At 55.7% G+C, this 25565-nt stretch carries 21 protein-coding genes; 15 read left to right on the forward strand and 6 right to left on the reverse strand.

Features of this window, described 5'->3' with window-relative positions:
* Nucleotides 1-2: 2 nt before the first annotated feature.
* Nucleotides 3-392: an ATP synthase F1 subunit epsilon gene (atpC, locus tag Poly51_RS24795; RefSeq protein ID WP_146461146.1), complete on the forward strand. Its 390-nt coding sequence runs from the start codon at nucleotides 3-5 to the stop codon at nucleotides 390-392.
* A gap of 50 nt (nucleotides 393-442) precedes the next feature.
* On the opposite strand, the gene Poly51_RS24800 is transcribed toward atpC, so the two are convergent.
* The 4 genes from Poly51_RS24800 to Poly51_RS24815 form a co-directional block, all read right to left on the reverse strand.
* On the reverse strand, nucleotides 443-1675 hold the full coding sequence (locus Poly51_RS24800) for an MlaD family protein (protein WP_146461148.1): 1233 nt from the start codon (nucleotides 1673-1675) through the stop codon (nucleotides 443-445).
* Between the two features lie 3 nt (nucleotides 1676-1678).
* Nucleotides 1679-2533 (reverse strand): ABC transporter ATP-binding protein, encoded by an 855-nt coding sequence (locus Poly51_RS24805; protein ID WP_146461150.1) that lies wholly within the window; start codon nucleotides 2531-2533, stop codon nucleotides 1679-1681.
* On the reverse strand, nucleotides 2530-3399 hold the full coding sequence (locus Poly51_RS24810) for an MlaE family ABC transporter permease (protein ID WP_146461152.1): 870 nt from the start codon (nucleotides 3397-3399) through the stop codon (nucleotides 2530-2532). The genes Poly51_RS24805 and Poly51_RS24810 overlap by 4 nt, the downstream gene beginning before the upstream one ends.
* A 133-nt stretch (nucleotides 3400-3532) precedes the next feature.
* Nucleotides 3533-4954: a sigma-54-dependent transcriptional regulator gene (locus tag Poly51_RS24815; RefSeq protein WP_146461154.1), complete on the reverse strand. Its 1422-nt coding sequence runs from the start codon at nucleotides 4952-4954 to the stop codon at nucleotides 3533-3535.
* A 387-nt stretch (nucleotides 4955-5341) separates the two neighbouring features.
* Between Poly51_RS24815 and Poly51_RS24820 the strand changes: the two genes are divergently transcribed.
* The 10 genes from Poly51_RS24820 to Poly51_RS24865 all read left to right on the forward strand — a co-directional run bounded on the left by Poly51_RS24820 (nucleotide 5342) and on the right by Poly51_RS24865 (nucleotide 17979).
* Nucleotides 5342-5986 (forward strand): response regulator, encoded by a 645-nt coding sequence (locus Poly51_RS24820; protein ID WP_146461156.1) that lies wholly within the window; start codon nucleotides 5342-5344, stop codon nucleotides 5984-5986.
* 353 nt (nucleotides 5987-6339) lie between these two features.
* On the forward strand, nucleotides 6340-7956 hold the full coding sequence (locus Poly51_RS24825) for an ATP-binding response regulator (protein WP_146461159.1): 1617 nt from the start codon (nucleotides 6340-6342) through the stop codon (nucleotides 7954-7956).
* Nucleotides 7946-8353 (forward strand): response regulator, encoded by a 408-nt coding sequence (locus Poly51_RS24830; protein WP_146461162.1) that lies wholly within the window; start codon nucleotides 7946-7948, stop codon nucleotides 8351-8353. The genes Poly51_RS24825 and Poly51_RS24830 overlap by 11 nt, the downstream gene beginning before the upstream one ends.
* The gene (locus Poly51_RS24835; RefSeq protein WP_146461164.1) at nucleotides 8350-8751 is read left to right on the forward strand and encodes a response regulator; all 402 of its coding nucleotides are present in this window, start codon (nucleotides 8350-8352) and stop codon (nucleotides 8749-8751) included. The genes Poly51_RS24830 and Poly51_RS24835 overlap by 4 nt, the downstream gene beginning before the upstream one ends.
* A gap of 95 nt (nucleotides 8752-8846) precedes the next feature.
* Nucleotides 8847-9380, forward strand: a complete 534-nt coding sequence (locus Poly51_RS24840; protein WP_146461166.1) for a response regulator — start codon at nucleotides 8847-8849, stop codon at nucleotides 9378-9380.
* Nucleotides 9381-9623: 243 nt separating this feature from the next.
* Nucleotides 9624-10475: an RluA family pseudouridine synthase gene (locus Poly51_RS24845; RefSeq protein WP_186775790.1), complete on the forward strand. Its 852-nt coding sequence runs from the start codon at nucleotides 9624-9626 to the stop codon at nucleotides 10473-10475.
* 331 nt (nucleotides 10476-10806) lie between these two features.
* Nucleotides 10807-11871 (forward strand): AAA family ATPase, encoded by a 1065-nt coding sequence (locus Poly51_RS24850; protein WP_146461170.1) that lies wholly within the window; start codon nucleotides 10807-10809, stop codon nucleotides 11869-11871.
* Nucleotides 11861-12742 (forward strand): DUF58 domain-containing protein, encoded by an 882-nt coding sequence (locus Poly51_RS24855; protein ID WP_146461678.1) that lies wholly within the window; start codon nucleotides 11861-11863, stop codon nucleotides 12740-12742. The genes Poly51_RS24850 and Poly51_RS24855 overlap by 11 nt, the downstream gene beginning before the upstream one ends.
* 54 nt (nucleotides 12743-12796) lie before the next feature.
* Nucleotides 12797-15226, forward strand: coding sequence for a BatA domain-containing protein (locus tag Poly51_RS24860; protein ID WP_186775791.1), 2430 nt, complete (start codon nucleotides 12797-12799; stop codon nucleotides 15224-15226).
* Nucleotides 15223-17979 carry a VWA domain-containing protein gene (locus Poly51_RS24865; protein ID WP_146461174.1) on the forward strand — a complete coding sequence of 919 codons (2757 nt, stop codon included), beginning with the start codon at nucleotides 15223-15225 and terminating at the stop codon, nucleotides 17977-17979. The genes Poly51_RS24860 and Poly51_RS24865 overlap by 4 nt, the downstream gene beginning before the upstream one ends.
* A 54-nt stretch (nucleotides 17980-18033) precedes the next feature.
* Here Poly51_RS24865 and Poly51_RS24870 read toward each other — a convergent pair whose 3' ends face one another.
* On the reverse strand, nucleotides 18034-19746 hold the full coding sequence (locus Poly51_RS24870; protein WP_146461176.1) for an arylsulfatase: 1713 nt from the start codon (nucleotides 19744-19746) through the stop codon (nucleotides 18034-18036).
* A 106-nt stretch (nucleotides 19747-19852) separates the two neighbouring features.
* Between Poly51_RS24870 and Poly51_RS24875 the strand changes: the two genes are divergently transcribed.
* The 4 genes from Poly51_RS24875 to Poly51_RS24890 all read left to right on the forward strand — a co-directional run bounded on the left by Poly51_RS24875 (nucleotide 19853) and on the right by Poly51_RS24890 (nucleotide 23760).
* Nucleotides 19853-21436, forward strand: a complete 1584-nt coding sequence (locus Poly51_RS24875) for a hypothetical protein (RefSeq protein ID WP_146461179.1) — start codon at nucleotides 19853-19855, stop codon at nucleotides 21434-21436.
* Nucleotides 21437-21505: 69 nt separating this feature from the next.
* Entirely contained in the window at nucleotides 21506-22390 is an 885-nt protein-coding gene (locus tag Poly51_RS24880; protein ID WP_146461181.1) for an alpha/beta fold hydrolase, read from the forward strand.
* Nucleotides 22383-23258 (forward strand): triphosphoribosyl-dephospho-CoA synthase, encoded by an 876-nt coding sequence (locus Poly51_RS24885; protein ID WP_146461183.1) that lies wholly within the window; start codon nucleotides 22383-22385, stop codon nucleotides 23256-23258. The genes Poly51_RS24880 and Poly51_RS24885 overlap by 8 nt, the downstream gene beginning before the upstream one ends.
* A 4-nt stretch (nucleotides 23259-23262) precedes the next feature.
* Nucleotides 23263-23760 carry a 6-pyruvoyl trahydropterin synthase family protein gene (locus Poly51_RS24890; protein ID WP_146461185.1) on the forward strand — a complete coding sequence of 166 codons (498 nt, stop codon included), beginning with the start codon at nucleotides 23263-23265 and terminating at the stop codon, nucleotides 23758-23760.
* Nucleotides 23761-23767: 7 nt separating this feature from the next.
* Here Poly51_RS24890 and Poly51_RS24895 read toward each other — a convergent pair whose 3' ends face one another.
* Nucleotides 23768-25564 carry an endo-1,4-beta-xylanase gene (locus tag Poly51_RS24895; protein WP_146461187.1) on the reverse strand — a complete coding sequence of 599 codons (1797 nt, stop codon included), beginning with the start codon at nucleotides 25562-25564 and terminating at the stop codon, nucleotides 23768-23770.
* Nucleotide 25565: the final 1 nt, after the last annotated feature.

The raw sequence follows: 25565 nt of genomic DNA on the forward strand, positions 1-25565 counted from the left end.
TCATGGCATCCCTTCGCTGCGTCGTTGTGACGCCCGAAAAAACCGCGCTCAACCGCGAAGCCGACTACATCTCGTTGCCGATGGACGACGGTGAATTGGGCGTTTTGAAAGGCAGAGCTCCGATGATTGGTCGGCTCGGATTCGGAACGCTGCGTCTGCAAACGGCCGCCGGCCCTGAACGCTACTACGTTGACGGTGGCTTTGCGCAAGTCGAAGATAACGTCGTCAATATCCTGACCGGGAAACTGATCCCGGTGGATTTGATCGACAACGACAAGGCTCGCGAAGAACTCAACGAAGCGCGAACGTTGCCGAGTTCGAAACTGGAAGACATGGCGATCAAGCAACTAGCGATCCGAAAAGCACGCGGCAAAGTGCGGGCTTCAAGCTAGGCCTGTTCGTCGCTTTTAGGTTGACTACCGATTGCTCGCTCGGCGGGCAATCATTTCAAACCGGAACCGCTGGGGCGTTTGCCAAGCGCACCTCGGACCCCGAGTTCCCTTGGATCGCGTGCGATCTTGTCGGTAAACACTCTCACATCGTCCATGATCGGGCGGATCCGTGCCGTTGCCATCTCGATATTTTCGACGGTTCGTCGGATCTGGTAGTAGAGCTCGTCGTCTTCAAGCAGGCGCTTGACCGTTCCGTTGCTGTTGTTCAGCGATCCGGCAAACGTTTCGACTTGACTGAGCGTCCGTTCCACCGACCCCAGGGTTTGCAGCACTTCTTCGACCAACTCATCACCCCGATTGGCCAGCGGTGCGGTGAACTGTTCCAAATTGGCGAACGTTTTCTCTGCGTTACCGATCACACCGCTTGCCCCTTCGACCGTCTTCTTGGCAGTATTCACGGTTTCTTCCGCCACCTGGCCGACACGCTCGAATTGATTGCCAACACGTTCGAAGCTCTTGAAAGTTTCCTGCGTGACTTCCAGCGTCTGACGCGCATCATTTAGCAGCACCGGCAACTCGGCGATCGACGCTTCCAAGTCGGCCCGCGTTTCGGGATTTCCGATGATGGCGCGTGCGTCTTGAATCGCGCCCTGAAATTCTTCGAGCGCTTTGACGGCTTCTTGCGAAACCGCATCGATCCTGCCGTCGGTTCCGCCGACGACCTGGCGAACCTCCATCGCCAATTGATTGACGCTGTCGCCGGCCGAAGCGATCGACTGTGCGGCCATCTGGATCGCATCGACGCTGGATTGAATTCCGTTCTGCATTTCGAACAGACTCGGTGTCTTGCTGCCGTACTCCAAAAACTCACCATCCGAAAACGGTTCTTCGAGCAGTTGCAGATCCTGTTGGATTTTGAGCGGCAATTTATTCATTTCGGTGCGAACGAACTCCAATTTGGAGTCGCCCGTGACGAAGTTGCCGGACCCGATTTGGGGAACGTAGTGATGGTTCAAACGTTGATCACTCTTCATCGCAAGCGTCACCAATACGCCACCTTCGGGCCGAAGCTCGATACCGGACACGCGGCCGATGGGAACACCGTCTCGATAGACGGCCGTGTTCAGCCCAATGCCTTCGGCCGATTCGAACACAACATTGAGCGCATAGTCATTGTTGAAGGCGCTCGGAAAAGCGCCAAACAAAAACGTCAAGATGATGCCGACCCCGATCGATGAGATCACCAGAACGCCGACGCCGAATTTAAGTTTGTTCTCGTCCATGATTTAGTCTTCTAACCCCTGCGCCATTTCGCTGAGTCGTTCGCCCGCTTCGCCACGGACGAATTGCCGGACTCGATGGTCAACGGCATGTTCGAGATCACTCGGTGAACCGTCAAAGAGAATTTGCGAATCATGTTCACCCAAACGACGACGCGGATAGAACATCAGCACCCGATCGGATACTTTGCGCGCCGTGTGCATGTCGTGTGTTACCACGACACTGGTGACTGGGTATCGCCGACGCGTATCCAAGATCAGTTCATTGATCACGTCGCTCATGATCGGATCCAATCCGGTTGTCGGCTCGTCGTAAACCAAGAGATCGGGACGCAAAATCAGCGCACGCGCCAACCCGACTCGCTTTCGCATACCGCCCGACAATTCGGCTGGGCGTTTACGAGTCACGTCCTTTGGCAAACCGACTTCGGCAAGGTGTTGCATCACACGATCACGGACCTCCGCCTCACCGACGGACGCGTCATTTTGCCGAAGCGGAAACGCAACGTTGTCAAAGATGGACATGCTGTCAAACAGCGCCGCGTTTTGAAAGACGAAACCGATGCGACTTCGCACGGTGGCCAACTGGGAATGACTCAGTTGGTTCAGCGTCAGCCCGTCGAAGGCGACCGTCCCGATCGTCGGGGTGATCAACCCGACCAAGGTTTTCATAAAAACCGTTTTCCCGCACCCGCTTTCGCCAATGATCGAAATGGTTTGCCCTCGGGCAATCGACAAGCTAATGTCGCGAAGAATCCACTGGGTACCGAACTGAACGGAAACACGATCCACATCGATCAGGTTGTCGACCACTGCCAATTCACCTTCGCTATTGTCGCTTTCATGGGAGTGCTGGCTCATATGAATGACGCTCCCGACGGATAAAGCGAATAGTAAATCGAATTCAGTACGATGGTCAAAAACAGGTCAACGGTAAGAATCAGAACGAACGAGTACACAAACGCAGTCGTCGCGGCCTTGCCGACACCTTCGGCACCGGGTTCACAATGGAAGCCGCGATAGCACGAAACCACCGCAATGATGCCACCAAAAAAGATGCTCTTGAAGATACCGCTGAACAAATCGAAGCCCGCGACACCTTCGCGCGAGTGGTTCAGGTAAGCCGCATGGTCGATCCCCAAAATGATGACGCTGTAAAAGTATCCGCCGACAATGCCCATGAAGTCAGCCATGATTGTGAGCGCCGGGATCAGCAAGATACAAGCGAGGAACCGGGGCACAACCAGATAGTGAATCGGATCGGCCCCCATGGTGGTTAGCGCGTCGATCTGTTCGGTGACTCGCATCGTTCCCAGCACCGCTGCCATCGCACTGCCCACTCGACCGGCAAGCATCGTCGCCGCCAAGACAGGCCCAAGCTCTTTGACCAACGAACTGTTGATGACAACACCCAACCGCGTTTCCAAACCGATCGCATGAAACTGGGCGTAGCTCTGAACCGCCAACACCATTCCGATGAAGGTCCCCGTCAATGCGACCACCGGAAGACTGAGCGCGCCAACTTGATAGAAGTTGATCAGCAGCGTTCCCCGCGAGGGTAAGCGAGTGAACATCCATCGCAACATCCGCCACGTGAACAGCGTCAAATCGCCGATCGTTACGATCGCGTCCACGACCGCAGATCCCCATTCGGTGACCCAACGACGAAGCGGTGACGTGACGTCACGGCGTGGCAGGCTAGAGATGGAGGCTGCCGACTCGGACACGGGGTTCGATCCTCAGATGGGAGATGCACGTCGATACACAGCAATATGTATGCTTTGTATCGGTCAGCATGACCTTGAGGATTAAGAAAGATTGCCTGCCGCGTTTCATGCTTTGTGAAACACGATCCGCCAGCTAGGCGTACTGCAGCCGCGGATCATCAAGTCCCAAGCGCTTCATCTTTTTGTAAAGCGTCGTGCGATTGATATCCAACGTATCGGCCGTGGCAGCGCGATTCCAATTATGAGCTCGTAGCGACTGCAAAATGATTTGTCGCTCGGGACCTTCCAGAGCATCACGCAGCGTCTTCCCATCGATGTCGCCCAGACTGACCGCCCGCGACGCTCCGGCAATGGAGCTTTCCTGCTGATCGCTGGCTCGACCGGTCAATTCCGGTGGCAGATCGTCGACCGTCAAGACCGGGCCGCGACCGAGCAGCACGGCGCGTTCGACCACGTTTTCGAGTTGACGAATGTTTCCCGGCCAAGCGTAGGCCTGCATCGCTTTGATTGCGTCTTTATCGAAACTTTCCGCTTCGCGGCCGCACGTTTCCGACGCCTCTCGTAAGAAGTGGTCCACCAGCAGTGGCAGGTCGCCGATCCGCTCTCGCAGCGACGGCAACACGATGTTGACGACGTTGATTCGATAGTACAGATCTTGTCGGAATCGGCCGGTATCGACCGCATTGGATAGGTTTTCGTTCGTGGCCAAAATCACCCGCGTATCGACGGAGTGCGTTTCGGTACCACCGAGTTGTTCGAACTGAAATTCTTGTAGCACGCGAAGCAGTTTCACTTGCATCGCGGGCGTCGCAGTCGCGATTTCGTCCAAAAACAATGTGCCTCCATCGGCCAGTTGAAACTTGCCCGCACGATTCGTGTTCGCACCCGTGTAGGCGCCCGCGACGTGTCCGAATAGCTCGCTTTCAAGCAGGGTGTCGGGCAACGCGCCACAGGCGACTTCCACGAAAGGACCATTTCGCCGTGTGCTTCGAGCGTGAATCGCGCGTGCGATCATGCTCTTACCGGTACCGTTTTCGCCGGTGATCAAAACCGAGGCACGGGCGTTCGCGATGCTGTCGACGACGTCGAAGATTTTCATCATTCGATAGTCGTGGCTGAGAATGTTCTCAAGACCGCTACGTCGATCAAGTTGCTTTCGAAGCTCTTCGTTTTGACGGGTGATCTCGCGTTGGCTGATCGCACGTTCTATCGACAGCGAAAGTTCGTCATCGATTAAAGGCTTGGTCAACAGATCGTAAGCACCCGCACGCACGGCCTCGACGGCGGTATCGGGTGTCGCGTAGCCCGTGATCACAAGGACCGCAGTTTCGGGATGCTTTTTCTTGATATGCCCGATCAGATCGAAGCCATCGTCGTTGCCCAATCGCAAATCGGTCATCACCAAGTCGTATTGACCGGCAATCAACGACTGTTTTGCTTCCGCGAGCGTCGCGACCGTTTCGACACGATGCGACATCTCGCGCAGCCAAGCCGCCATGGATTCGGCGAGATGGCGATCGTCGTCAACGAGCAGGATCGAAGCGGAGACTGTCATGGGAATTTCCGAGACTCATACGCTAAATGCGGGCAAATCGTCACAGCGGCGGATTCCGCCGAGGATCGGCGGTCTCGTTTCGGGACTGCGTGCATTTCCGCCGTCCAACCTCCTTTATTTAGGTCACAGTTCATTCCACGTCCAAAAAACGCTGCATTTTGCACCAAATGCGGTTTTCAAGCGGCTTCACCGCGTATTGGAGTACGAGCGAAGTGCACCCAGCGTCTTCAAAACGATCACAAGCTTTTTGTAGGAATTGGATTTTTGCGTGCACCCCACCGGCTGGTGCAATTTCATGCACTAGTGAACAATCGTGACTGTAATTCAGCGCAGGGGTGTCCGTATGATTGACGGCGCTGCGAAACCAATTGGATAGGCAGAGACTGGATGATTTCGAGAGTGTTGATCGTGGACGATCACGACGTAGCCCGAATGGGCTTAGCATGCATGCTAGAAACCGAGGGGTTTTCTATCGCAGGATCCGTTGCAACCGGGGGCGAAGCAGTGACATTCCTCGCCGGTACGGATTCCGTTGAACTCGTCATTTTGGACATCCAGATGCCGGCGTCGGATGGACTGGCAACGCTACAAAAAATACGCGAGTCTCATCCTGACATGAAGGTTGTCGTTTTAAGCTCCTATGACAATCCGACGTATATCGCGCGTGCGACGGCTCTCGGCGCCCAGGACTACATCCTCAAGGGCGTCTCGTTCGGTTCGGTTCTAAATTCGTTGAAGCGAGCCATCGAAGGCCAGCCCCCACCCGAGGACAGCCGGCTCTCGCGAATTTCAAAGATCATGCAACGGGTCATCAACCCAGAAGAACTGCCGGCGGAAATGCCCCTCACCGGCCGCGAGGCTCAGGTACTGCGCCATGTGGCGTTGGGACTGAGCAACAAAGAGGTCGCCAGATCACTTTCCATCAGCGTCGAGACGGTGAAAGAGCACGTCCAGAACATTCTGCGCAAAACCAACGCGAATGACCGAACCGACGCAGCCGTCCGCGCCGTAAAACTTGGCTTAGCTGATTAGCGTTGGCGATTCGCCGATGTGCGTTTGTCTCGGTTGCCCGCCCTTGAATCGCCGCTAGCCCGGTGCGGCAGGCAAAAACGAGCCGTCCGTTGACGTGCTCCGTTGCGTGAATTCACCAGATCTCAGCGGCTAGCGATGGCTACGTAAGCGATCACTGCGTAACGATTTCGCGGATTGCGACGGCCTGCGCGAATGAATCGTCTACCGGCGGCCGTCGACCCATTGAATACGCCAATTGGATCTTTGTAAGGTTTTCCCCATCTCAATGGCAAAGTCCTGACCTAGCGTTTTAAGTCGTCCGAATGCCGGGCACGCATTCCTCAACGAACGACGACTTATAAACGGGGCACGAAATGAATAACGATCCAACAAAAGTTCTCTTGATTGAGGACGAACCGGGCGACGCAACACTTGTCAAGATCTCGCTTGGTCGATCGGCTGGCGAATACGAAGTTCATCATGCGACGACGCTCAATGCCGGAATCGCAATGTTTGAACACGAACAGTTTCAAGTCATCATCACGGATCTCGGCCTGCCCGATTCCGAAGGCTTGTCCGCCGTCAGCCGCCTGAGCTCCGAATTCCGTTCGGCTGCGATCATTGTGCTGTCGGGTTTGGATGATGAGGATCTCTACATACAAGCCATCTCCAGTGGCGCTGACAATTTCCTCTGCAAATCAGACCTCCAATTCATTCACCGAACCGTCCAGCAGAGCATCCAGCGCCAACTGCACCGCAACGAAATCAAACGCCTCGTCGATGCCGTCCAGAACCAAAAATCAGTACTCCAGCAACAAAGCGTGGAGCTCGAAGAGAAAAACGCTCACTTAAAAAATCTTTGTGATTCGTCACAAACGTTTGTCAACAACGTCTCGCACGAATTTCGCACGCCACTTTGCGTGGTCAAGCAATACGCAAACCTTCTCGCAGATGGAGTCGTTGGCCCGATTGCGCCGGACCAATGCCGAATGTTAAGAGTGATCGAGGATCGTGTTGACGACTTGAACAACATGGTTGACGACATGCTTGACATCAGCCGACACGAATCGGGATTGTTGGCTGCAAAGCGAGACTGTTGCGACCCGAACGAAATTGTCGAGCGGATTCTTTCGGGACTTCGGCAGCGAGCCGCGATTCGTGGCGTGGAGCTTTCCTACACTCCGGACGAAACGAAACGCACGCTGTTCGGCGATGCCGAAAAAATATCGCGGACACTGATCAATCTGATCGTCAACGCGATCAAGTTTTCGGCTACCGGAGATACTGTGACGATCCAAGTCAACGCAAGCGATACCCAGCGTGAGTGCTGCTTTTCGGTGACGGATCGTGGACCGGGAATCGAAGAAGAGCAGCAAGCACTGATTTTCCAACGATTCGGCCAAGTCAACACGAGTTTGCACCAGTCGATTGATGGCGTCGGACTGGGGCTGAACATCGCCAAAGAATTGGTTGACCTGAATCTGGGAACACTTTCGCTGGTGAGTGAAGTGGGTGTGGGAAGCACGTTTTCCTTCACGGTTCCCTACGACGACGACGCCGAAGTTGCCAAACGGTACTTCGCGCGTCTCAGCGCAACGGAAACAACTGAGCCGATCACGATATTTTCGATTTCGTCTGCAGAACAAGACATCACGGACGAAACGGCGCGAGAGATCAAGCTGTTGCTCAACTTTCTGGTTCGTGCACCTGATTTGCTTTTGCACCCTCAACCGACCGAGTGGATTTTGATCCTGCGAGCGAATCGAAAACAATCGATGGAGTTCCTAGCCCGCGTGACCGCCGAGATTGAATCGATCAATCGGAATCGGCCGCAAGGACCGCTGCCGTGCATTCAGTTCAGACCCGAAGGATGCTTCGAACTCGAAGAAGCGATCGCGATGATGACTCGTCGTTTTGATTCGAAACATCAAGGCCCGAAACTCTCCAGCGGACGTACCGCCGAAGTGAAGGGAGTCTACTATGCGAACTAAGAGACACGTCCTTGTTGTGGACGATGATGAAGCGATTCGTCATGGAACTGGATTGCGTATCGCCTTCAATGGCTATGAGGTTTCCACGGCAAAAAATGGGCTCGAAGCGTTCGACATGGCCGTCGAACGAATGCCCGATGCGATTTTGATGGACGTGCGAATGCCTGTGATGGACGGACTGGCCGCTTTGGCGAAACTCAAAGCCGATCCACGTACCACCGCCATCCCCGTCGTGATTGCTTCCGCAAGTCTTGGCGACAAAAACACATCGCTTGAATCGGGCGCGAGATTCTTCCTTACCAAGCCCTACACCAATGACGTCATGCTATCTGCGATTTCCGCAAGCATGGCATTGCAACTGTCCGACAGCATCAAATTGAAAGCCATCGAAGCATGAACATCCTACTGATCGACGACGATATCGACTTTGGCGAAACCATGCGGCTGACTTTGTCCAGCTGGGGACACCGCGTCACTCTGAATCGCAATTGGCTGTCGCTGATGCGAAGTCTAAAGGAAGATTCTTACGACCTGATCATTGCCGACATTGAGACGCCGACCGGAAACGGCTTGACGGCATTTCGATTCCTTAACGAAGACGAAAGTGTTCGGGAGATCGAATTGATTTTCGTGAGCGGCCTGAACGACGCGGAAACACTGCGATCGTGTCAGGAACTCGGCGCCGGACACATTCATAAATCGAGCTCGGTGTTTGAAGACGTTCGTCGAGCACTCACAAAAATCACCGACTCGCACGTCACGACACTTGATCCAGTCGGTGTTTCAATTCCCTAGCCATCGCCATCCGTAACGCTGGCGAAATCCGTTTTTTCTCTTACCACGATCGCCCTCCCAACTCCCTACCTACCTACCTACCAGTCGCAAAAACGATGAACCATCTCAATAATTCCTGCAACCAAGATCCTCAGTTCGACTCACCGGACTTTTCAGCGGTCCCTGAATCGGTACTCGCCACTTTGATCGCCATCGATGCGACCGAGGAACGGCGTCTACGCGCACATGGTGCCCATGAAGTGGCTGAGTATCCTGTCGATCGACCATGGGTTTTGTGCATCGACGATGATGCCGAATTCCTGCACGGATTGAAACTAAAACTGCAACAGCGTGGCTATGACGTCGTCCGCGCCCATGAAGGCGATGAAGGATACAAGTTTGCTTTCAAGTTCAATCCGGTGATGATCCTGCTGGACTTGCACATGCCCAACACCAGCGGCGAAGAAGTGTTGGCGCAACTGCGACAACACCCTGACACGGCGCAAATCCCGGTCGTGATTATGACCGGACTGAACGAACACGGACTCGAATTGCGAATGCATTCTTTGGGTGCGCATCAAGTCTTTCGCAAACCCGTCCCGCTTGACGTCCTTGCCGACGCGGTTGATCGCTATTTGGCCGACGCTTGATCCATGGATGAGTGACGACTCGCGCCGCGGACAGATCGTCCGCGGCGTTTTTTCGTCCGTATCCACGGCCTTCGGCAAGGCAGGCCAACCGAACACCTTGATCGCCCGCGTTCGATTACCTTCGCGCGGTCGCTTGCAGTGGTATAACGTCCTACGTTGAGCGGCGGATTTGTCTTGCCCAACCGGCACGAAAGGCGACAAGCTTGCGTGTTGCAAATGGGTTCGAGACTAGCTGAGTTTGCGATGGCCAATCGAACGTTGACCAGCCCGCCCCAGCCAACGGGTTTGCTTCTTTATCTCTGTTCCACACTGAGCGACACCAAACGCACACGAGTGAAAGAACTGCTGCGCAGCGGTTTGGTTCATGTGAACGAGGAATCGGTCACACAGCACGATATTCAAGTTGGCCCACGCGATACCGTCGAAATTCGCGACGAACGGGCAACCGCCAAACGCTCGTTTCCGTTCGACGTGCTGTTCGAAGATGCGACGCTATTGGTGATCAATAAACCGAACGGCTTGCTGACCGTTGGTAACAAGCGGGAAAAGAAGCGGACCGTCGAATCGATCGTCAATGAAGCTCTCCGCCCAGAACGTCAGCGATGCTATATCGTTCAACGTCTGGATCTCTTCACGTCGGGAGTCCTGCTGCTGGCCAAGACCGAGGCGGCGCAAAAACAGATCAAAGCCAAGTGGGGTGCTTCAAGCAAGCTGTACCACGCCGTCGTCGAAGGAATTCCCGATCCGCCGCAAGCGACTCTGACTCATTTCCTGACCGAGGACGAACGTCTTGTTGTCCACGCCGGTGAAACACCAAGTCGCGAAGCCATCGAAGCAACGCTTTCCTTCGAAACGCTCAAATCACGTGACGCTCTTACGTTGGTTTTGGTCCGACTGAAGACCGGCAAGAAGAACCAGATCCGCGCGCAAATGTCCGCCATTGGGCACCCCATTGCTGGCGACGCCAAGTACGGGGCCACGTCGAATCCGATCGGGCGACTCTGTTTGCACGCATCAAGTCTTTCCCTGACGCACCCCAAAACCAACCAACTCATGAGTTTCCAGGCACCGATTCCCGACGGCATGGACTTATGAGCTTGCCAGCCATCGGAATTGGTGAGTCCAAGCACTCAAATATCGGATACCGGTTCGATTCGAATGGATCGTCCAACGGCGGAAGCCAAAACGCTTTGGGCGCCTAAAACGGACGCTATTGCGTTAGTTTTTGGCTGTCGAGTGTCGGCATCCCGACTCGCGAACATTGACTTTGGTGGGCTGGGTAGAATTGGCATGCCGTTCAATTGAGATTCCGGTTGTCGCCGCCACCCCGTCACGGCGGGCCGTACTCCTTTGCGGAGCCTGGGCGGCATCGTAGAATTAGGCGTCGGGCCACCCACATGATTGATTCACCATTGAAAGAGAATGCATGTCCCATGATGCCGCCGCGAACGGAGAAATGCTCAGCGAGGCCGATGCTTCGCGTTTGCACGAAGCCCGTAGACGGATTCTGGAACAACTCGGAAAAGTCATTGTCGGTCAAGAACACGTCATCGACGAAATTCTGATCTGCTTGTTCAGCCGCGGCCACGTGATGCTTGAAGGCGTACCAGGCCTTGCCAAGACGTTGATGATCAGCACGTTGGCGAAAACGCTTGATCTTTCGTTCAGCCGCATTCAATTCACGCCTGACTTGATGCCCGCGGACGTCACCGGTACCGAGATCATCGAAGAAGACAAATCGACGGGTCACCGCGAATTTCGGTTCATGCAGGGCCCTTTGTTTGCCAACGTTGTCCTTGCCGACGAGATCAACCGGACACCCCCAAAAACCCAGGCCGCTCTGCTTGAAGCGATGCAAGAACGGCAAGTCACCGTCGGTCGCAATCGTCACGTATTGTCGGATCCGTTCTTTGTGTTAGCGACGCAAAATCCGATCGAGCAGGAAGGCACCTATCCGCTGCCCGAAGCCCAGCAAGACCGATTCATGTTCAAGGTCTTCGTCGAATATCCAAGCTTCGACGAAGAATTCGAGGTTGCGCGTCGCACAACGGGTACTCAAACTGGCGTCGTCGAACCCGTATTGGCTGCCGAAGAGATTCTGCGTCTACAACAATTGGTTCGCCAAGTCCCGATCAGTGATCACGTCGTCCGATACGCGTTGTCGTTGGTTCGCCAGACACGGGTCGGCTCGGACGGTGTGCCTGATTTCGTCAACGATCTGGTCGGATGGGGCGCGGGTCCGCGTGCGGTCCAGTTTCTGATTTTGGGCGGAAAGGCGCGGGCGCTTTTGGAAGGTCGTTTCCACGTCCAAGTCGAAGACATTCAAGCTCTCGCCAAAGCGGTTTTACGTCACCGCGTGGTGGTCAACTTTGCCGCCGAAAGTGACGGAATCTCAAGCGATGATCTGATCGAACGCATCATCGCAGCCACGCCAACGACCGAAGACGAGCTTTCACGCGATGCCCGATTCCAAAAGATATTTGCGTCCTGAGGTTACCGGTCGCATCCGCCGATTGGAATTAACGGCCCGACGTGTGGTCGAAGGTTTCTTGTCGGGGATGCACCGCAGCCCCTATTTCGGACAGTCGATCGAATTTCTACAACACCGTAATTACACCGCCGGTGACGAGATTCGTCATATCGATTGGAAGGTGTACGCGCGGCAGGACAAACTGCACATCAAGCAGTACGAAGAAGAAACAAACCTTCGCCTTACCTTGATGGTCGATCGCAGCGCTTCGATGGCATACGGAAACGGCGACTCGAACAAGTTCGACTACTCCGCTTCGATCGCCGCGTCCCTTGCCTACCTTGCCCTTCGACAAAAAGATGCCGTTGGACTGGTCACGTTTGACACCGAAATGCGTGCCAGCGTTCAGGCGAAGAGCAACCAACAACAACTCACTCGCATCTTGACCCTGCTGGACACCGTTGGTGCCGACGGTCGAACGGATCTACCCAAAGTTGCCAAGCAGATCGCCCAGGGCATTCCCAAACGTGGCGTGGTTGTGGTGATTTCTGATTTGCTGGGCGTGGATGACCTGCGAGAAGGGTTACAGGTGCTTCGCCGCCGAGGCCATGACGTCGTCCTGTTCCACGTCTTGCATGATGACGAAATGGATTTCGAGTTCAACGGCTCGACCCGCTTTGAGGGCCTTGAAGGCGAAGACTTCCTCAACTGCAACCCCCGTGCTTTGCGTGATGGATACATCGAAGCTCTGAACCAGTTCTTGGACCAAACCAAGAAAGCGTGCGGTCGGTTGTCGATCGACTATGTCCAGGTTCGAACCAGCGAACCACTCGATGCCGTTCTAGCGAAGTTTCTAGCCGCCCGAAACTCGCTGCCCAAGCTGAAACGTTAGCCGAGCTTTGAATCAAATCCGTCCGCTTCAACCTGCCAACTGAAACCAATTTCCTTGTTCCTTTTTCCAGCCCTCACGATCGGTTTTTTGTTCGTCGTGGTGCCGCTGTTGGTCCACTTGATCAACATGCTTCGGCATCGCCGACAAGCGTGGGCAGCAATGGATTTTTTGCTGGCCAGTTATCGCAAGCAGAAAAAATGGATTCGTTTACGTCAGCTGCTGCTATTGCTTTCACGTTTGGCTGCCGCTGCCCTGTTGATCGCGATGCTGTGCGGTTGGACCGGCGGCGGGCGCACGTTCGGTATTCTAGGTTCGGCGACGACACATCATGTGGTCGTCCTTGATGACAGCTATTCCATGGGCGATGCCAGCGTCAATACAAATGGGACGTTGGAGGCGGGCGAAGCCAACGCGAGCGCATACGCGAGATCATTGGGAGCACTCCAGGACTTGACGCGTCGATTGGCAACGGACGACGGCATCCACCAGTTAACGGTCATCCGAGCAAGCCGCGCCGCCATGCTGACTCGCAGCGGCAGCGAGTCAGCCGACGTCGCGGCCGATCTTTCGGCGCAAACGATTACCAGCGACGTTCGCTTGATCAGCCGAATCATGGCGACGGGTCCCTCATCGATTCGGACCGATCTGGTTCCTGCACTCGACCAAGTCACCGAGTTGACCAACGCGACACCGGCCGATGCCAAGTACTTGTATATCGCAAGTGATTTTCGCCAACGCGATTGGGGCAATTCCGAACGCTTGGCCGCAGCGATGCGGAAGCTGGACGGCGACGTCTCGATACGCATGATCGACTGCGCTGCGCCACCGGCACCCAACTTGGCGATCACCGATATTTCGCCCGCACAGGACGTGTGGGTCGCCGGCGTTCCGGTCGTTGTTCGAGTGAAAGTGAAAAACTATTCCGCGTCGCCGGTCAAAAACGTTCCGCTGACCACCCGCGTCATCCGCTATTCATCCGATGTCGTGATGACCGATCCGACGCGTCAATTCAGCGGCGAAGTTGAGTCGATGCCATCGATCGTGATCGAATCGTTAGCAGCAGGCGAAGAGACCACCAAGAGTTTTCAGGTCTTCGTCACTCAAACGGGCACCCACGCGATCGAAGCCAAGTTGCCCGACGATTCTCTTGCGATCGACAACGTTCGTTCATGCACGCTGCCCCTTTCGGATGTTGAAAAGGTTCTGGTGATCGACGGTGATACCGACCGTCGCGGTGCCTATCACATCGCGTCGGTATTGAATCCTGGAAGCCAAGTGCGCATCGGCGCAATCCCCGACATTCAGCCGCCATCGTATTTGCGTTCGGCAACGCTAGAAACCCTCGCACCCTATCGTGCCATTTATTTGGTGGACGTTGACGAAATCGGCGAGAACGCGGCCGACTCGCTATCGAAATATGTACGCCGTGGTGGAGGTCTGGCGTGGTTCCTGGGTGGTTCGATCGACCGCGAGACGTACAACCGAGTCCTATTGGGACAGGATCGTGCGTTGCTGCCTGCTCCGCTTGGATCATCACTTCCATTGCCGCCGGGATCCGATTCGCAGTCCGACGTCGGGCTGGGCGAATCGGCATCGACGCTGCTGTCGCCTCTTCAAGCGGTCGGCGAAAGCGCCCTGGCACTGGTTGGGTTGTCGCAATCGTGGCAACTCGAAACGGCACCGCTACAGAACGAACTCGATGTTGATAGGCCGCGGGTTCAAACCGTGCTGACTCGCCGCGACGGCTTGCCCTTGGTAACGCTTCACGATGTAGGACGGGGGCGCGTGATCACGGCGCTCACCGGACTGGATGGATCGTGGACGAATTGGCCGGGTGATCCGACCTTTGTGGTCTTCCTTTTGCAATCCAACGCGATGCTGTGGAGCGGTGCTGCCCCGCCGACGCACCGTATGATCGACGATCCGATCGACAAACGATTGTCCGCTCGTGACTATGCCCCCGAAGCCTCGTATGTTCCCGCCGTCAACGAACCGCCGCGCGTGCCGATGGAGATCACGGCCACGGAACAGACCGAAAAAGCTACCGCCGAGTCTTCTGTCATCACGTTCGGCCTCAATCCCAGCGAAATGGTGATCGAAGGACAGGACAACGTCGACGAAATTCTCCGCCCCGGAATTTCCGAGTGGGTACTGGTACGATCCGATGGGCGAACCGAAGTCGTTCCCGTTGCTTCGGTAATTCACGCCGGCGAAGGCGAACTCGATCGCGCCGATCCCGCCGAAGTTGCTCAACAGTTTCTACCGCTTGAGCTGCAATTCGTGACCAGCAGCGATTGGAGCGAGCAGAACCAAACGGCAGGCAGTTCGACCATCACATTGTTACTCTTGTCGCTGCTCGTTGCCATTTTGGCTGCCGAACAGACGCTCGCCTACTGGGCCAGCTACCACGTCAAACCGACCGGAGCCAAGGCGCTGGCAAAATCACAGATGCCAGCCGCCTCGACACTGGGAGGCCAATCATGAACGGAACCGATACAAGTCAAATCGTTTATGAATTTGTGCGAGCCAACTCGTTGGAAGGTTGGTGGGTTTGGGCCTTGTTGGTCGCTGCTTTGGCGACCGCGTTATGGGCTTGCATTCGGTATTACCGCCGCGACGTTGCCGAACTCTCGGTACCCATTCGCGCCGTGCTGGTCGGACTGCGAGTCGCAACGGTCATCGCGTTGGTTTTCTTTTTCTTCGACCTACAACGTCGCGCACAACGAATGGTGACGCGTCCCAGCGAGGTTGCCGTTCTGGTCGACACCAGCCAAAGCATGTCGTTGCCATCGGGCTCCGCAATTAGCACTCAAAGCCGATCCGAACGCGTCGAACAATTGCTGAAGCAAACCGATGTGCTGGATTCTCTTTCCAAAGAGCACCGCGTTTCCGTTTACGGCTTTGGCGACGATTCACAACCGCGGCTGATTCAGTCCCTGGGCATCGGTACCGATCGTGAACCCGAAAACTCCGTCGAAGCCAACAACACAGACCTTTCTAAACCGGCAATGGTAGGTTCGCTGTTGATTGCAATCGGAGCGGTTTTTGCGGTCTTGTCATTGTTGATCGGCGCCGCGGGACGTGGTGCGTCCGTCGGTCCGTGGGTGCTGTCCAGTGCAGTTTGCTTGATACCCGGGATCATCACGCTGGGGACCACCTACTGCGTCCGCACCGAACAAACATTGACGCAATTGATGGGAATCGACGCTCCCACGCCAGATGATCCAGACGACAAAACAGATCCCCAACCGGAGCCCGACCAGCCGATTCGAGTGATCGATTGGAACGATGCCATCGCCGCGTCGGCGCCGCAAACACATATCGGCGACGCGATTCGCGGCGTGCTGGCCGACCATGATCCGTCGACTTTGGCCGGGATCGTCCTGGTTTCAGACGGGCAAGCCAACGGCGGCAGCGATATGGGGACGGCCGTAGCGTCGGCGCGGCGCAGCGAAGTCGCTGTTTATCCGGTCGGCTTGGGCAGCAGCGATGCGCCAACGAACATTCGCGTCGTCGACTTGGATGCACCCCGACGCGTCTATCCGGGTGACAAATTTGCGATCACGGCCGTGCTGCAGGCGAGCGGATCGAAGCCATTGGAAGTCGAGGTGCAGTTGCTCGACGGCCTGGACAATACGTCGACCGAGAACGGGCAAGACGATTCGCGACAAGCGGATGGAAAGATTAAACCGCCCGGTGATGTCGTCGACTCACAAACCGTCCAAGTCAACAACGACGGCACACTGACGGGGATTCGTTTTGAACTTGAGCCGGAATCCGTCGGCCGACGTCGACTGGCGATCCGAGTCATTGCACCAGCCGAAGATCAAAACGATCGTGATGATTTGCGCGACGCCCGCTACGAAGTGGTCTCTCGCAAATTGCGCGTGCTGGCGATCGCCGGTGGCCCGACTCGCGAGTACCGGTTCGTTCGAAATTTGCTTTACCGCGATAAGTCGGTCGAAATCGATGCATGGTTACAGACCGGACAACCCGGGATCAGTCAAGATGCCGATCGGTTGCTAACCACGTTTCCGGAAACGGCGGAGGAGCTATTCGAATACGACGCGATCGCCATGTTCGATCCGAATTGGAATAGCCTTTCGGCGGAAGATTTGGAACTGCTTGATCGATGGATATCCCAACAAGCCGGCGGCATGATTCTTGTCGCCGGACCGGTCTATCACCCGCAATGGATTCGTCGCCAAACGGACCCGAGAGTCGCTCGGATTCGCGGATTCTTTCCTGTCAATCTGTCGACGCAATCACCACTGTTGTCGGGAGGCCGTCAGGGCGGCGAGACGGCGTGGCCGCCTAAATTCACTCCCGAGGCGCGTCGTGCAGAATTCCTGTGGATCGCCGAGGCTCCCGAAGACAGCTTCGATGTCTGGGATGACTTCGATGGCGTATATGATTACGTCGATGCAAAGAGCGCCAAACCGGGTGCGAAAGTCTATAGCTACTTCAGCGATCCGACGACCGAAATCGCGGGCTCCTTACCCGTCTATCAGGCGTCACAGTTCTACGGTGCCGGACGGATTTTCTTTCAGGGCAGTGGCGAGATGTGGCGACTGCGAGGCGAAAGCGACGCGTACTTTGACAGTTTCTATACCAAGCTGGTCCGTTGGGTCAGCGAGGGTCGACTGCTGCGTGACAGCAACCGCGGTATCTTGATGGTTGATACATCGCGAGCCATGGTTGGGGACACGATCACCGTTCGCGCCGTCTTGTCGGATGAACAATTCGAACCATTGGACGTTCCCGAAGTACGCGCAAAACTACTGGCGCCCAGCGGCCGCATCGACGATCTGCGCCTGAATCCGCTCAAGGGCGAACCCCGCGCCGGCACCTATGGTGGTCGCTTTGTTGTCCGCGAAGCTGGCAGTTACGAGATCCGATTGACGCTTGGTGATGCGCTCGACGAACAAGTCGTTCGGCAAAGCGTGCAAGTTCGATTACCCACCATTGAATTGGAGCGTCCCAAACGCAATGACGTTGATCTAGAACAGTTCGCATCCATGACCGGTGGCGTCTACTTGCCAATCAATGATGACGTGACCGACGAATCGATCGCTACGGCTCTGGTTTCGAATCTGAAACCACAGCCGCAAACAACGATTCTGCCAGGGACACCAGACATCGACTTCAACCGACGCCGAAATGCCGTTCTGATGTGGTTGATCGGAACGATGTTGACGATGGAGTGGGTCACCCGTCGACTGCACCGATTGGCGTAAGTGATTGGCAGCACGCTTCGTTCTTACGACCATCATGACCGTGGTGTCGTTCCGTTAACGCTTGCCTCGGCCGGGCTGGTTTTTCGGATTTAGCGGCAGCACGTTTGCTCGCTGAGCATACGCCATCCACATGGCCACGAGCTCTTTAACGCGTTCGGGCTTTTCGAGACTCAGATCGTTTTGTTCACTACGGTCGACCGAGATGTCGTACAGTTCCCATTTGCCGTTCTTGCCTTTCGCGACCAGCTTTTCGTTGCCGACGCGAATCGCTCGGTTACCTTCGTGTTCCCAATAGATCGCCTCGCGCTCAATGGAATTGCCATCGAACGTGGGAACCAAACTTTTTCCTTCCATCGGCTTGATCGTTTGCCCGCCGTGGAACGTGGTCGGATAGGTTGCGCCGGCAACATCAACGGCCGTCGCCATCAAATCGATCAAGTGGCTTGGTGTGCTTTCCAATTCACCGTGACGGCGGATGCCTTCAGGCCAGTGCGCGATCAGCGGCGTCGCGATTCCCCCTTCGTGAACATAGTGCTTGTATTCGCGAAAGGGCGTGTTGGAAACCGTCGCCCAGCCTTCGCCATAACCGATCGCTGTATCCGCAGGTCCGGCCATCGCCCCCTTGCCCGTTCGCATCGGAAATCCGTCACGAGACTGTTTGGGCGTCATATCGGGCTGGAGATAGTCATCCGCCAACACCGCCATCGTCGGTGCGGCGGCACGAGGCCCACCCATGCCGCCGCGGCCGTAACCTTCGGCGCATCCGCCGTTGTCTTGGAAGAAACAGATCAACGTATTCTCGATCTCGCCCGTCTCTTTCAGTGATTCGATCAACCGTCCGATCCCTTGGTCCATGTTGTCGATCATCGCCGCGTAGACCTCCATGTTTCGCTTATCCCAGTCCCAATAGGTCAATTCTTTTTTGTTGTCAGGGATCGGCCAATTGACCGTATCGGACTTTGTGATCAGACCGAGATCAAGCATTTTTTGGTAACGCATGTTACGGATCGAATCGTAGCCCTGGTCGTACTTACCTTCGTGCTTAGCGATGTCATGTTCTAGGGCGTGCATCGGCCAGTGAGCCGCAGTGAAAGCGACGTACATAAAGAACGGTTGATCGCCGTTGTCGTAATGATGTTCGCGAACGAATCGCGACGCATGATCGGCGATCGCATCGGTGTAGTAGAACGTACCGTTGGCCATCTGATCCGGCGTGTACTCGGGATCGGTCAGCGGCGAAACAAATTGGTTGTCACGAGTCAGTGTGTTGGGATCAAAGAAACTTCCGGCACCGTGGATCGTTCCGTAGAAACGATCAAACCCACGTTGCAGCGGCCAGTTGTGCTTGTCCGCTTCGGTCTTTGGATCAACTTGCTTTGTCACGTGCCATTTGCCGGCCATGTAGGTCCGATAACCTGCCGGCTTCAATGCCTCGGCAATCGTCACGCAATTTCGATTGAGTTCACCGCGGTAACCGTCGAACCCTCGGTCATCCATCATGTGACCGACGCCCGCTTGATGAGGATAAAGCCCCGACATCAAACTCGCCCGCGTGGGACAACACCGACCCGTGTTGTAAAACTGGGTAAAACGCAGGCCCTTGGACGCCAATGAGTCCAAGTGGGGCGTCGGTATCTCGCTGCCATAGCAACCAATATCGGAAAACCCCATGTCATCGGACAGAATATAGATGATGTTAGGCTTGTCGGCGGCGATAGCGACGCTCGACGACGTCAACAAACACAGAACCAAACAATAGAATCGCATTAAAAAGCTCGAGGCGATCGTGGAAGAAAATCGTAGAACGGATAAACAGAATACACGCATGTGGATTTGCAAATCGACGCAAACGAGGATTTCATCGATCATTGTCGTGAATCATCTGACGCAGTACGCCAGCTTGCCGTTGTTTGCAGTGTTGTCGATAGCGATGATTTCAGTTTCAAATTCTGATGCCCTCGCGGCCGGTGGAATCTTGAACCTAACGGTTCACGACGAAGATTCAGGCGCACCGACCACAACACGAGCGGAGATCGTGCGAGTCGATAAGCCCGACAAACCAATGCCGATCCGAAAAACGGTCCCGGCCGGGATGGGAATCGTGTTGGATCGGGCCCTTGAGCTATCAGTGCCCGATGGTGCGTACATTTTCCGCATGATCCGTGGCCCTGAATACAGAATCATCACGGGCAATTTCACGCTCGAAAGATCAAGCCTGGACGACCACAACGTCGATCTACCCAGGATGATCGACATGCAATCCAAGGGCTGGACCAGCGGTGACTGCTGCGTTGTAACCTCGCCGTACAGCTTGCCGCTGCGGATGGTTGCCGAGGACCTGCACGTTGCGGCGGCGCTAGGACACGTTGACGCAAAGCCGATCGCAGGACGTGACCGCGACGATCCGCCGACGATCGATCCGATGTGGATCCGTGAAGATGCAAAGCACCGCGACGGATTGGTCTTTTATGGCATTGACCCCGCCTCGTCCGATTCACCAGATGAAACGAATCGTGAAGCAATGGATGTTTCCACATACGACCCAAGCATCAAGATTGCGATCGAGAACCCATTTGCGTGGCCTTTGCCTATTTGGTTGGCAAGCGACCGAATCGATGGGCTTTTTGTCATGGGCGATTGGTTGCGTCTGGATCGCAAGGTGTTGTCGGTGAAAGACGGCCGTGAAACGACCGGCTTGATCAAGGGCACGACGCAGGCGGTGGGACGGTGGGCTGAACGAATCTATTGGAACACGCTCGAAGCGGGGTTTCGGATTCCGCCAATGGCCGGAAGCGGCAACGAAAGCGGTGCATCGCCCGTCGGCTACAACCGGCTGTACGTGACAGCCCCAATCGGAAGCTATCGCAACGACGGTTCGGCGGAAACTGCCCGTGAAGGAAACTCCGTTGCGAACGAAGATGCTTGGTGGCGAGCCGCGTGGAACGGTCAAAGTGTCGCGACAAACGGCCCGATGCTGCGACCGATGCTGGGCGGCGAAATCCCAGGCCACGTCTTTACCGCTACCCAAGGCGAAGCATTGCAACTGCAACCCGAAGTTGACTTGTCGACGCGAGATCCCGTCGACTACCTGGAAGTCGTTCACAATGGACAAGTCCACTACAAAGCCAAACTCGACGAGTTTGCCCGAGCCGGTGGAGTGATCCCGCCGTTGGTCGTCCGCGAAAGTGGATGGGTCGTCATGCGGGTGGTGACGTTGTTCGATGATCACTACAGGTTCGCGACCAGCGCCCCGTGGCACATCGAATTCGATGGTCATCGCCGAGTGACCTCGGAAGCGGTACAGTTTTTCCAACTGTGGCAGAACGAATACGAAGAACGGCTAAAAAAACTCCCCCCCGACGAACTGACCCAATACATTCCACAAGTCAAAACGGCCCGCGAATTTTGGTCCCAACGATCGTCGGAAGCGGTCGACGCCACCGGCATGCGTCCCTGATTTGCCGACCTGGACGGGCTCTCTGGTGACGGGTTTCGCAACTCATGCCGATTGGCGAAACTAGCGGCCATGAAATCGATCGCTGCAGACCTTTTGCCCTATTCGTCCGCCGAGCTTGACCTCGGCCGTCACACGCTGCGCTATTTGGATGAAGGAGACGGTGAACGTACGATCCTTTGCGTCCACGGAAACCCGACATGGAGTTTCTATTGGCGACGGGTGATCGACCGATTCTCGCCTTCGATGCGAGTCGTTGCCGTCGACCATCTGGGTTGTGGCCGGAGCGACAAGCCGCCACGAGACGACTTTGCCTACACGATGGCGGCCCACCGAGACAACTTGGTCAAGTTGATCGATCATCTGGATTTGAAAAATGTGACGCTGCTGGCGCACGACTGGGGCGGCGCGATCGGATTGTCGTCGTTGGTCCAGCGGCACAGTCGCTTCGAACGAATCATGCTGCTCAATACCGCCGCATTCCCACCGCCGTACCTGCCGTGGCGGATCGCGGCGTGCCGCATCCCAGTAATCGGCAAGGCTGCGGTACGCGGCGGAAATGCGTTCGCGCGAGCCGCAATCACCATGGCCATGGACCGAAATCGGATGACGCCCGACGTCGCCAAAGGGTTGTTGGCGCCCTACAACAATTGGGAAAATCGAGTCGCGATCGACGCTTTCGTGCAAGACATCCCGATGCACCCGAGTCACCCGACCTACCAGACACTTGCCGATTTAGAAAACGAACTGCCGGGCCTTGCGGACATGCCATCATTGTTGGTGTGGGGCATGAAAGATTGGTGTTTTCGTCCGGAGTGCCTGCGTCGTTTCCAGTCCGTTTGGCCGAGTGCGACATCCGTCGAGATCGCGGATGCCGGCCACTATGTTATCGAGGATGCCCCCGACGAGACGCTTGACGCAATCGATACCTTCTTGTCGCAAACGACCGATGGTTGATCCCTTCGAAACCATTCGTCATCAGATACATTCACCATCGGATGCCGTTCGATGGGCGTGCATTTTGGAAGCAACCGCTCCCAAAGCTGGCAACGTCTTTCCGGGCCGGCCCTTTGATGACCTGCAATACATTGACTTCGTCAAAGCTGCCGAAGTCACTGCCACTGCGTTCAATGACGCATCGCTTCCGATTACTCGACGCATGCTGATGGCGGCGACGGCAACTCGGCAAGCGACCGCGACCAACGTGAACTTGGGAATCATCTTGCTGCTTGGTCCGCTGGTCGCGGCGGACGAGTCGCTTAAGGCCAGCGAGAAAGAACCGAACGATTGGTTGGCCGCACTTGAAACGGTGCTTGATGGTTTCGATCCCACGGATGGACAGAACGTATATGACGCAATCGCAATGGCGTCCGCCGGCGGGCTGGGCAACGTGGATTCGATGGACGTTCATCAACCACACGATCAAGTCGATCTGCGAGCAGCGATGATTTCGGCGCAGCAACGCGATCGAATCGCATTGCAATATGCTTCGGGATTCCGAGACTTCTTTGAACACGTTGTTCCCGTTGTCCGAAACGAGATCATGGGACAGGGCGACCTTTTGACTGGAATCAACCGTGCCCATGTGCAACTGCTTGCCGAATCGGTCGATACGCTGATTGCTCGGAAATGTGGTGTTGATGTTGCGAACGACGTTCAATCGCGGTCTAAACTCACGTGCCTGGATTCGGTACCGGAGATGGCTGAACTAGACGCTTACCTGCGTTCCCCCGACCATCGTCTGAACCCCGGCACGACGGCTGACTTGATCGCGGCGGCACTCTATGTATTGCTAAGAACCCCCAACCACTCTTTTCGAGATTGATTTCGTGACAAAAGCTACGTTCCGTGTTGATGTGACCAAAGAACAGTTTGTGTTTTCGGCCGCACACTTCATTACTTTTGCGGGCGATATCTGCGAACGCCTGCACGGCCACAACTATGGCGTCCGCGCGTCAGTGGAAGGTCCGCTGGACGAAAATCGCTACGTGGTGGACTTCATCGCGCTTCGCGACGCGGTCCTTCAACAAACCCAAGCACTGGATCACCACGTCGTGCTGCCGCGTGACCACGCGGAAATCAAAATCATTAGCGACGCCAAAGAAACGACGGCGACGTTTCGCCAGCGCCGATGGGTGTTTCCCAACGAAGACTGTGTCATCCTTCCCGTCGTCAACACAACGGCGGAAGAAATGGCTCGTGTGATCGCAGAGCGAGTGATGGAAGCAACACGTGAACAGTTTTCCGATGCGATCGACTGGATCGAAGTTGCCGTCGACGAAAACCATGGCCAGTGGGGTGTTTGCCGATTGCCGTGGAAAAAATAGAGCACCGCTACTGCAACGGTTCGACCACGCCATCGCGATCGACGTTCACGCGACGTGTTTTTCCATCGACGGTCACATCATACTCGCCAATAAAACCGCGAAACTGGACGTTCCCGTTTCCATCGGCGACCAACGATTCTTCCGTCGTCCATTCTTCCTTTGTCAACCGAATCCACTCGGCTCCCATCGCTGTCGGCGTCCAATCCTTGCGAAAGAGAGCCGCGGTGGGCTTCCAGTGTGCCCCTTCCCAGAAACCCCACGTCAGAACGCCGGCAACAGCCGGATGGGAAAAGCAGACGGTCAAAAAGTCTCGCGTGAAATCGGCCTTCAAAGGTTCGCCGGGAACTTCGACGTCATACTCGGTGATCAACACTTTCAACCCGAGCGAATGCCAGTGGTCCAGTTCGGCGACCAATCGTTCCGGCGGCGTCAACAAAGCACCGAAGTGCCCTTGGATTCCGATCCCGTCGATCGGCGCGCCATTATCGATCAAGTAGCGAACGGTTTGTTCGAAGTGTGCCTTGTGAGTCGTTGGAAAACCGCCGCGTACTAGACCCGCGTAATCGTTGTAGTAAAGGTCGGCGGTACTGGCGACTTCGTCCGCCGTCTTGAACCATCCCACCATCGCTTCGTCGCCCAACGTCGCGGTCAATTCGACGTTGTCGAATACTTCGTTCAAGACATCCCAGTCACGTACCAGCCCCTGGGTAACAAAACCCATTTCGCGAATGTGACCGTCAAGGACGCGAGTCAGCGCTTCGGGGCGATCTAGAATCGTCGGAACCCACTCGGGCAGGTTTCGTACGCCTGGCCAAATCATGACGTGCCCCCGCGCGGGAAACCTTTCTTGCTTCATCCAATGCAGCGCATCGATCGTGGCCTGGTGGCTGATCCAATTCGAATCCCAGCTTTGCCACTTCAAGCCGTTTTCGATGGTGCCGACATTGAAGTATTCCTTCAATGTTTCACGATATCGGTCGTTGTCCGAACCCTCGCCCGTCAACATCGGTACCGATACCGCGGTCCCAAAATCGAATGCGTGTCGAACCAATTTGACTTGGGCCTTCGAACCGGCACGAGCATTGCCGTCATCATCGCGAAGCGTCATTCGGATATCGCGTTTGCGATACTGCTCAATTCGTTCCGCTGCTTCGGTTCGCCAGGACGCATCGGGCTCCCGTCCCGCGTAAGTCAGTTCCGTGTTGGGAAGCGAGTCGGCATCGAACCCAGCGCCAAAGTTTTTTGCCGTGATGCCGCCAATTTCTAATGTTTCTGGCTGGTATCCGATTTGAAAGTTCAAGCCTGCTTGGCCAGCGTCGTAACTTTCTAGGCTCTTGAATCGGACCCAGTACTGCCGCCAACTGCCATCGGCGGGTGTCTCGGCGAGAAACTGTACGCTCTTGGTGTACGGCTCGCTGAAGCGTTCGAACACGAATTCAGCAACCGCTCCGCCCACACCACTCTTCGCGGCGCCTCGCATCCAAAATCCGACTAGCAACACATCATCTTTTTTTACCGGTGAAGTGATTGCCACGCCGAAAGCCGCGTCCCACGTGTTGTCGGGCTGTGTCGTCAACTGCACGCGCAAGGATTGGTCGAAATCAGCGTGGTCGACACTTGAAATTTCCGAAGTGCCGAACTTCCCGTCTCCCAACCGAACCTTCAATTGTTCGATTGTCGACGAATCCACCGCGACCAGCGAAACGCCCCCAGATACCGGTTGATCACCGTTGGCGACATGGCCGTCGAAATCCAATCCGCACAACAACAGAAACCCGAAGATCGAGATAGCGTTTCGCATCATT

The organism is Rubripirellula tenax (assembly GCF_007860125.1).
GTDB lineage: Bacteria > Planctomycetota > Planctomycetia > Pirellulales > Pirellulaceae > Rubripirellula > Rubripirellula tenax.

Excerpts from the sequence above, each read along its gene's own strand:
- Poly51_RS24845 (WP_186775790.1), top strand. The coding sequence starts at position 9,624 with ATGGCCAATCGAACGTTGACCAGCCCGCCCCAGCCAACGGGTTTGCTT.
- Poly51_RS24825 (WP_146461159.1), top strand. The coding sequence starts at position 6,340 with ATGAATAACGATCCAACAAAAGTTCTCTTGATTGAGGACGAACCGGGC.
- Poly51_RS24880 (WP_146461181.1), top strand. The coding sequence starts at position 21,506 with ATGAAATCGATCGCTGCAGACCTTTTGCCCTATTCGTCCGCCGAGCTT.
- Poly51_RS24870 (WP_146461176.1), bottom strand. The coding sequence starts at position 19,746 with ATGCGATTCTATTGTTTGGTTCTGTGTTTGTTGACGTCGTCGAGCGTC.
- Poly51_RS24820 (WP_146461156.1), top strand. The coding sequence starts at position 5,342 with ATGATTTCGAGAGTGTTGATCGTGGACGATCACGACGTAGCCCGAATG.
- Poly51_RS24840 (WP_146461166.1), top strand. The coding sequence starts at position 8,847 with ATGAACCATCTCAATAATTCCTGCAACCAAGATCCTCAGTTCGACTCA.
- Poly51_RS24850 (WP_146461170.1), top strand. The coding sequence starts at position 10,807 with ATGTCCCATGATGCCGCCGCGAACGGAGAAATGCTCAGCGAGGCCGAT.
- atpC (WP_146461146.1), top strand. The coding sequence starts at position 3 with ATGGCATCCCTTCGCTGCGTCGTTGTGACGCCCGAAAAAACCGCGCTC.
- Poly51_RS24835 (WP_146461164.1), top strand. The coding sequence starts at position 8,350 with ATGAACATCCTACTGATCGACGACGATATCGACTTTGGCGAAACCATG.
- Poly51_RS24865 (WP_146461174.1), top strand. The coding sequence starts at position 15,223 with ATGAACGGAACCGATACAAGTCAAATCGTTTATGAATTTGTGCGAGCC.
- Poly51_RS24805 (WP_146461150.1), bottom strand. The coding sequence starts at position 2,533 with ATGAGCCAGCACTCCCATGAAAGCGACAATAGCGAAGGTGAATTGGCA.
- Poly51_RS24800 (WP_146461148.1), bottom strand. The coding sequence starts at position 1,675 with ATGGACGAGAACAAACTTAAATTCGGCGTCGGCGTTCTGGTGATCTCA.
- Poly51_RS24885 (WP_146461183.1), top strand. The coding sequence starts at position 22,383 with ATGGTTGATCCCTTCGAAACCATTCGTCATCAGATACATTCACCATCG.
- Poly51_RS24815 (WP_146461154.1), bottom strand. The coding sequence starts at position 4,954 with ATGACAGTCTCCGCTTCGATCCTGCTCGTTGACGACGATCGCCATCTC.
- Poly51_RS24895 (WP_146461187.1), bottom strand. The coding sequence starts at position 25,564 with ATGATGCGAAACGCTATCTCGATCTTCGGGTTTCTGTTGTTGTGCGGA.
- Poly51_RS24830 (WP_146461162.1), top strand. The coding sequence starts at position 7,946 with ATGCGAACTAAGAGACACGTCCTTGTTGTGGACGATGATGAAGCGATT.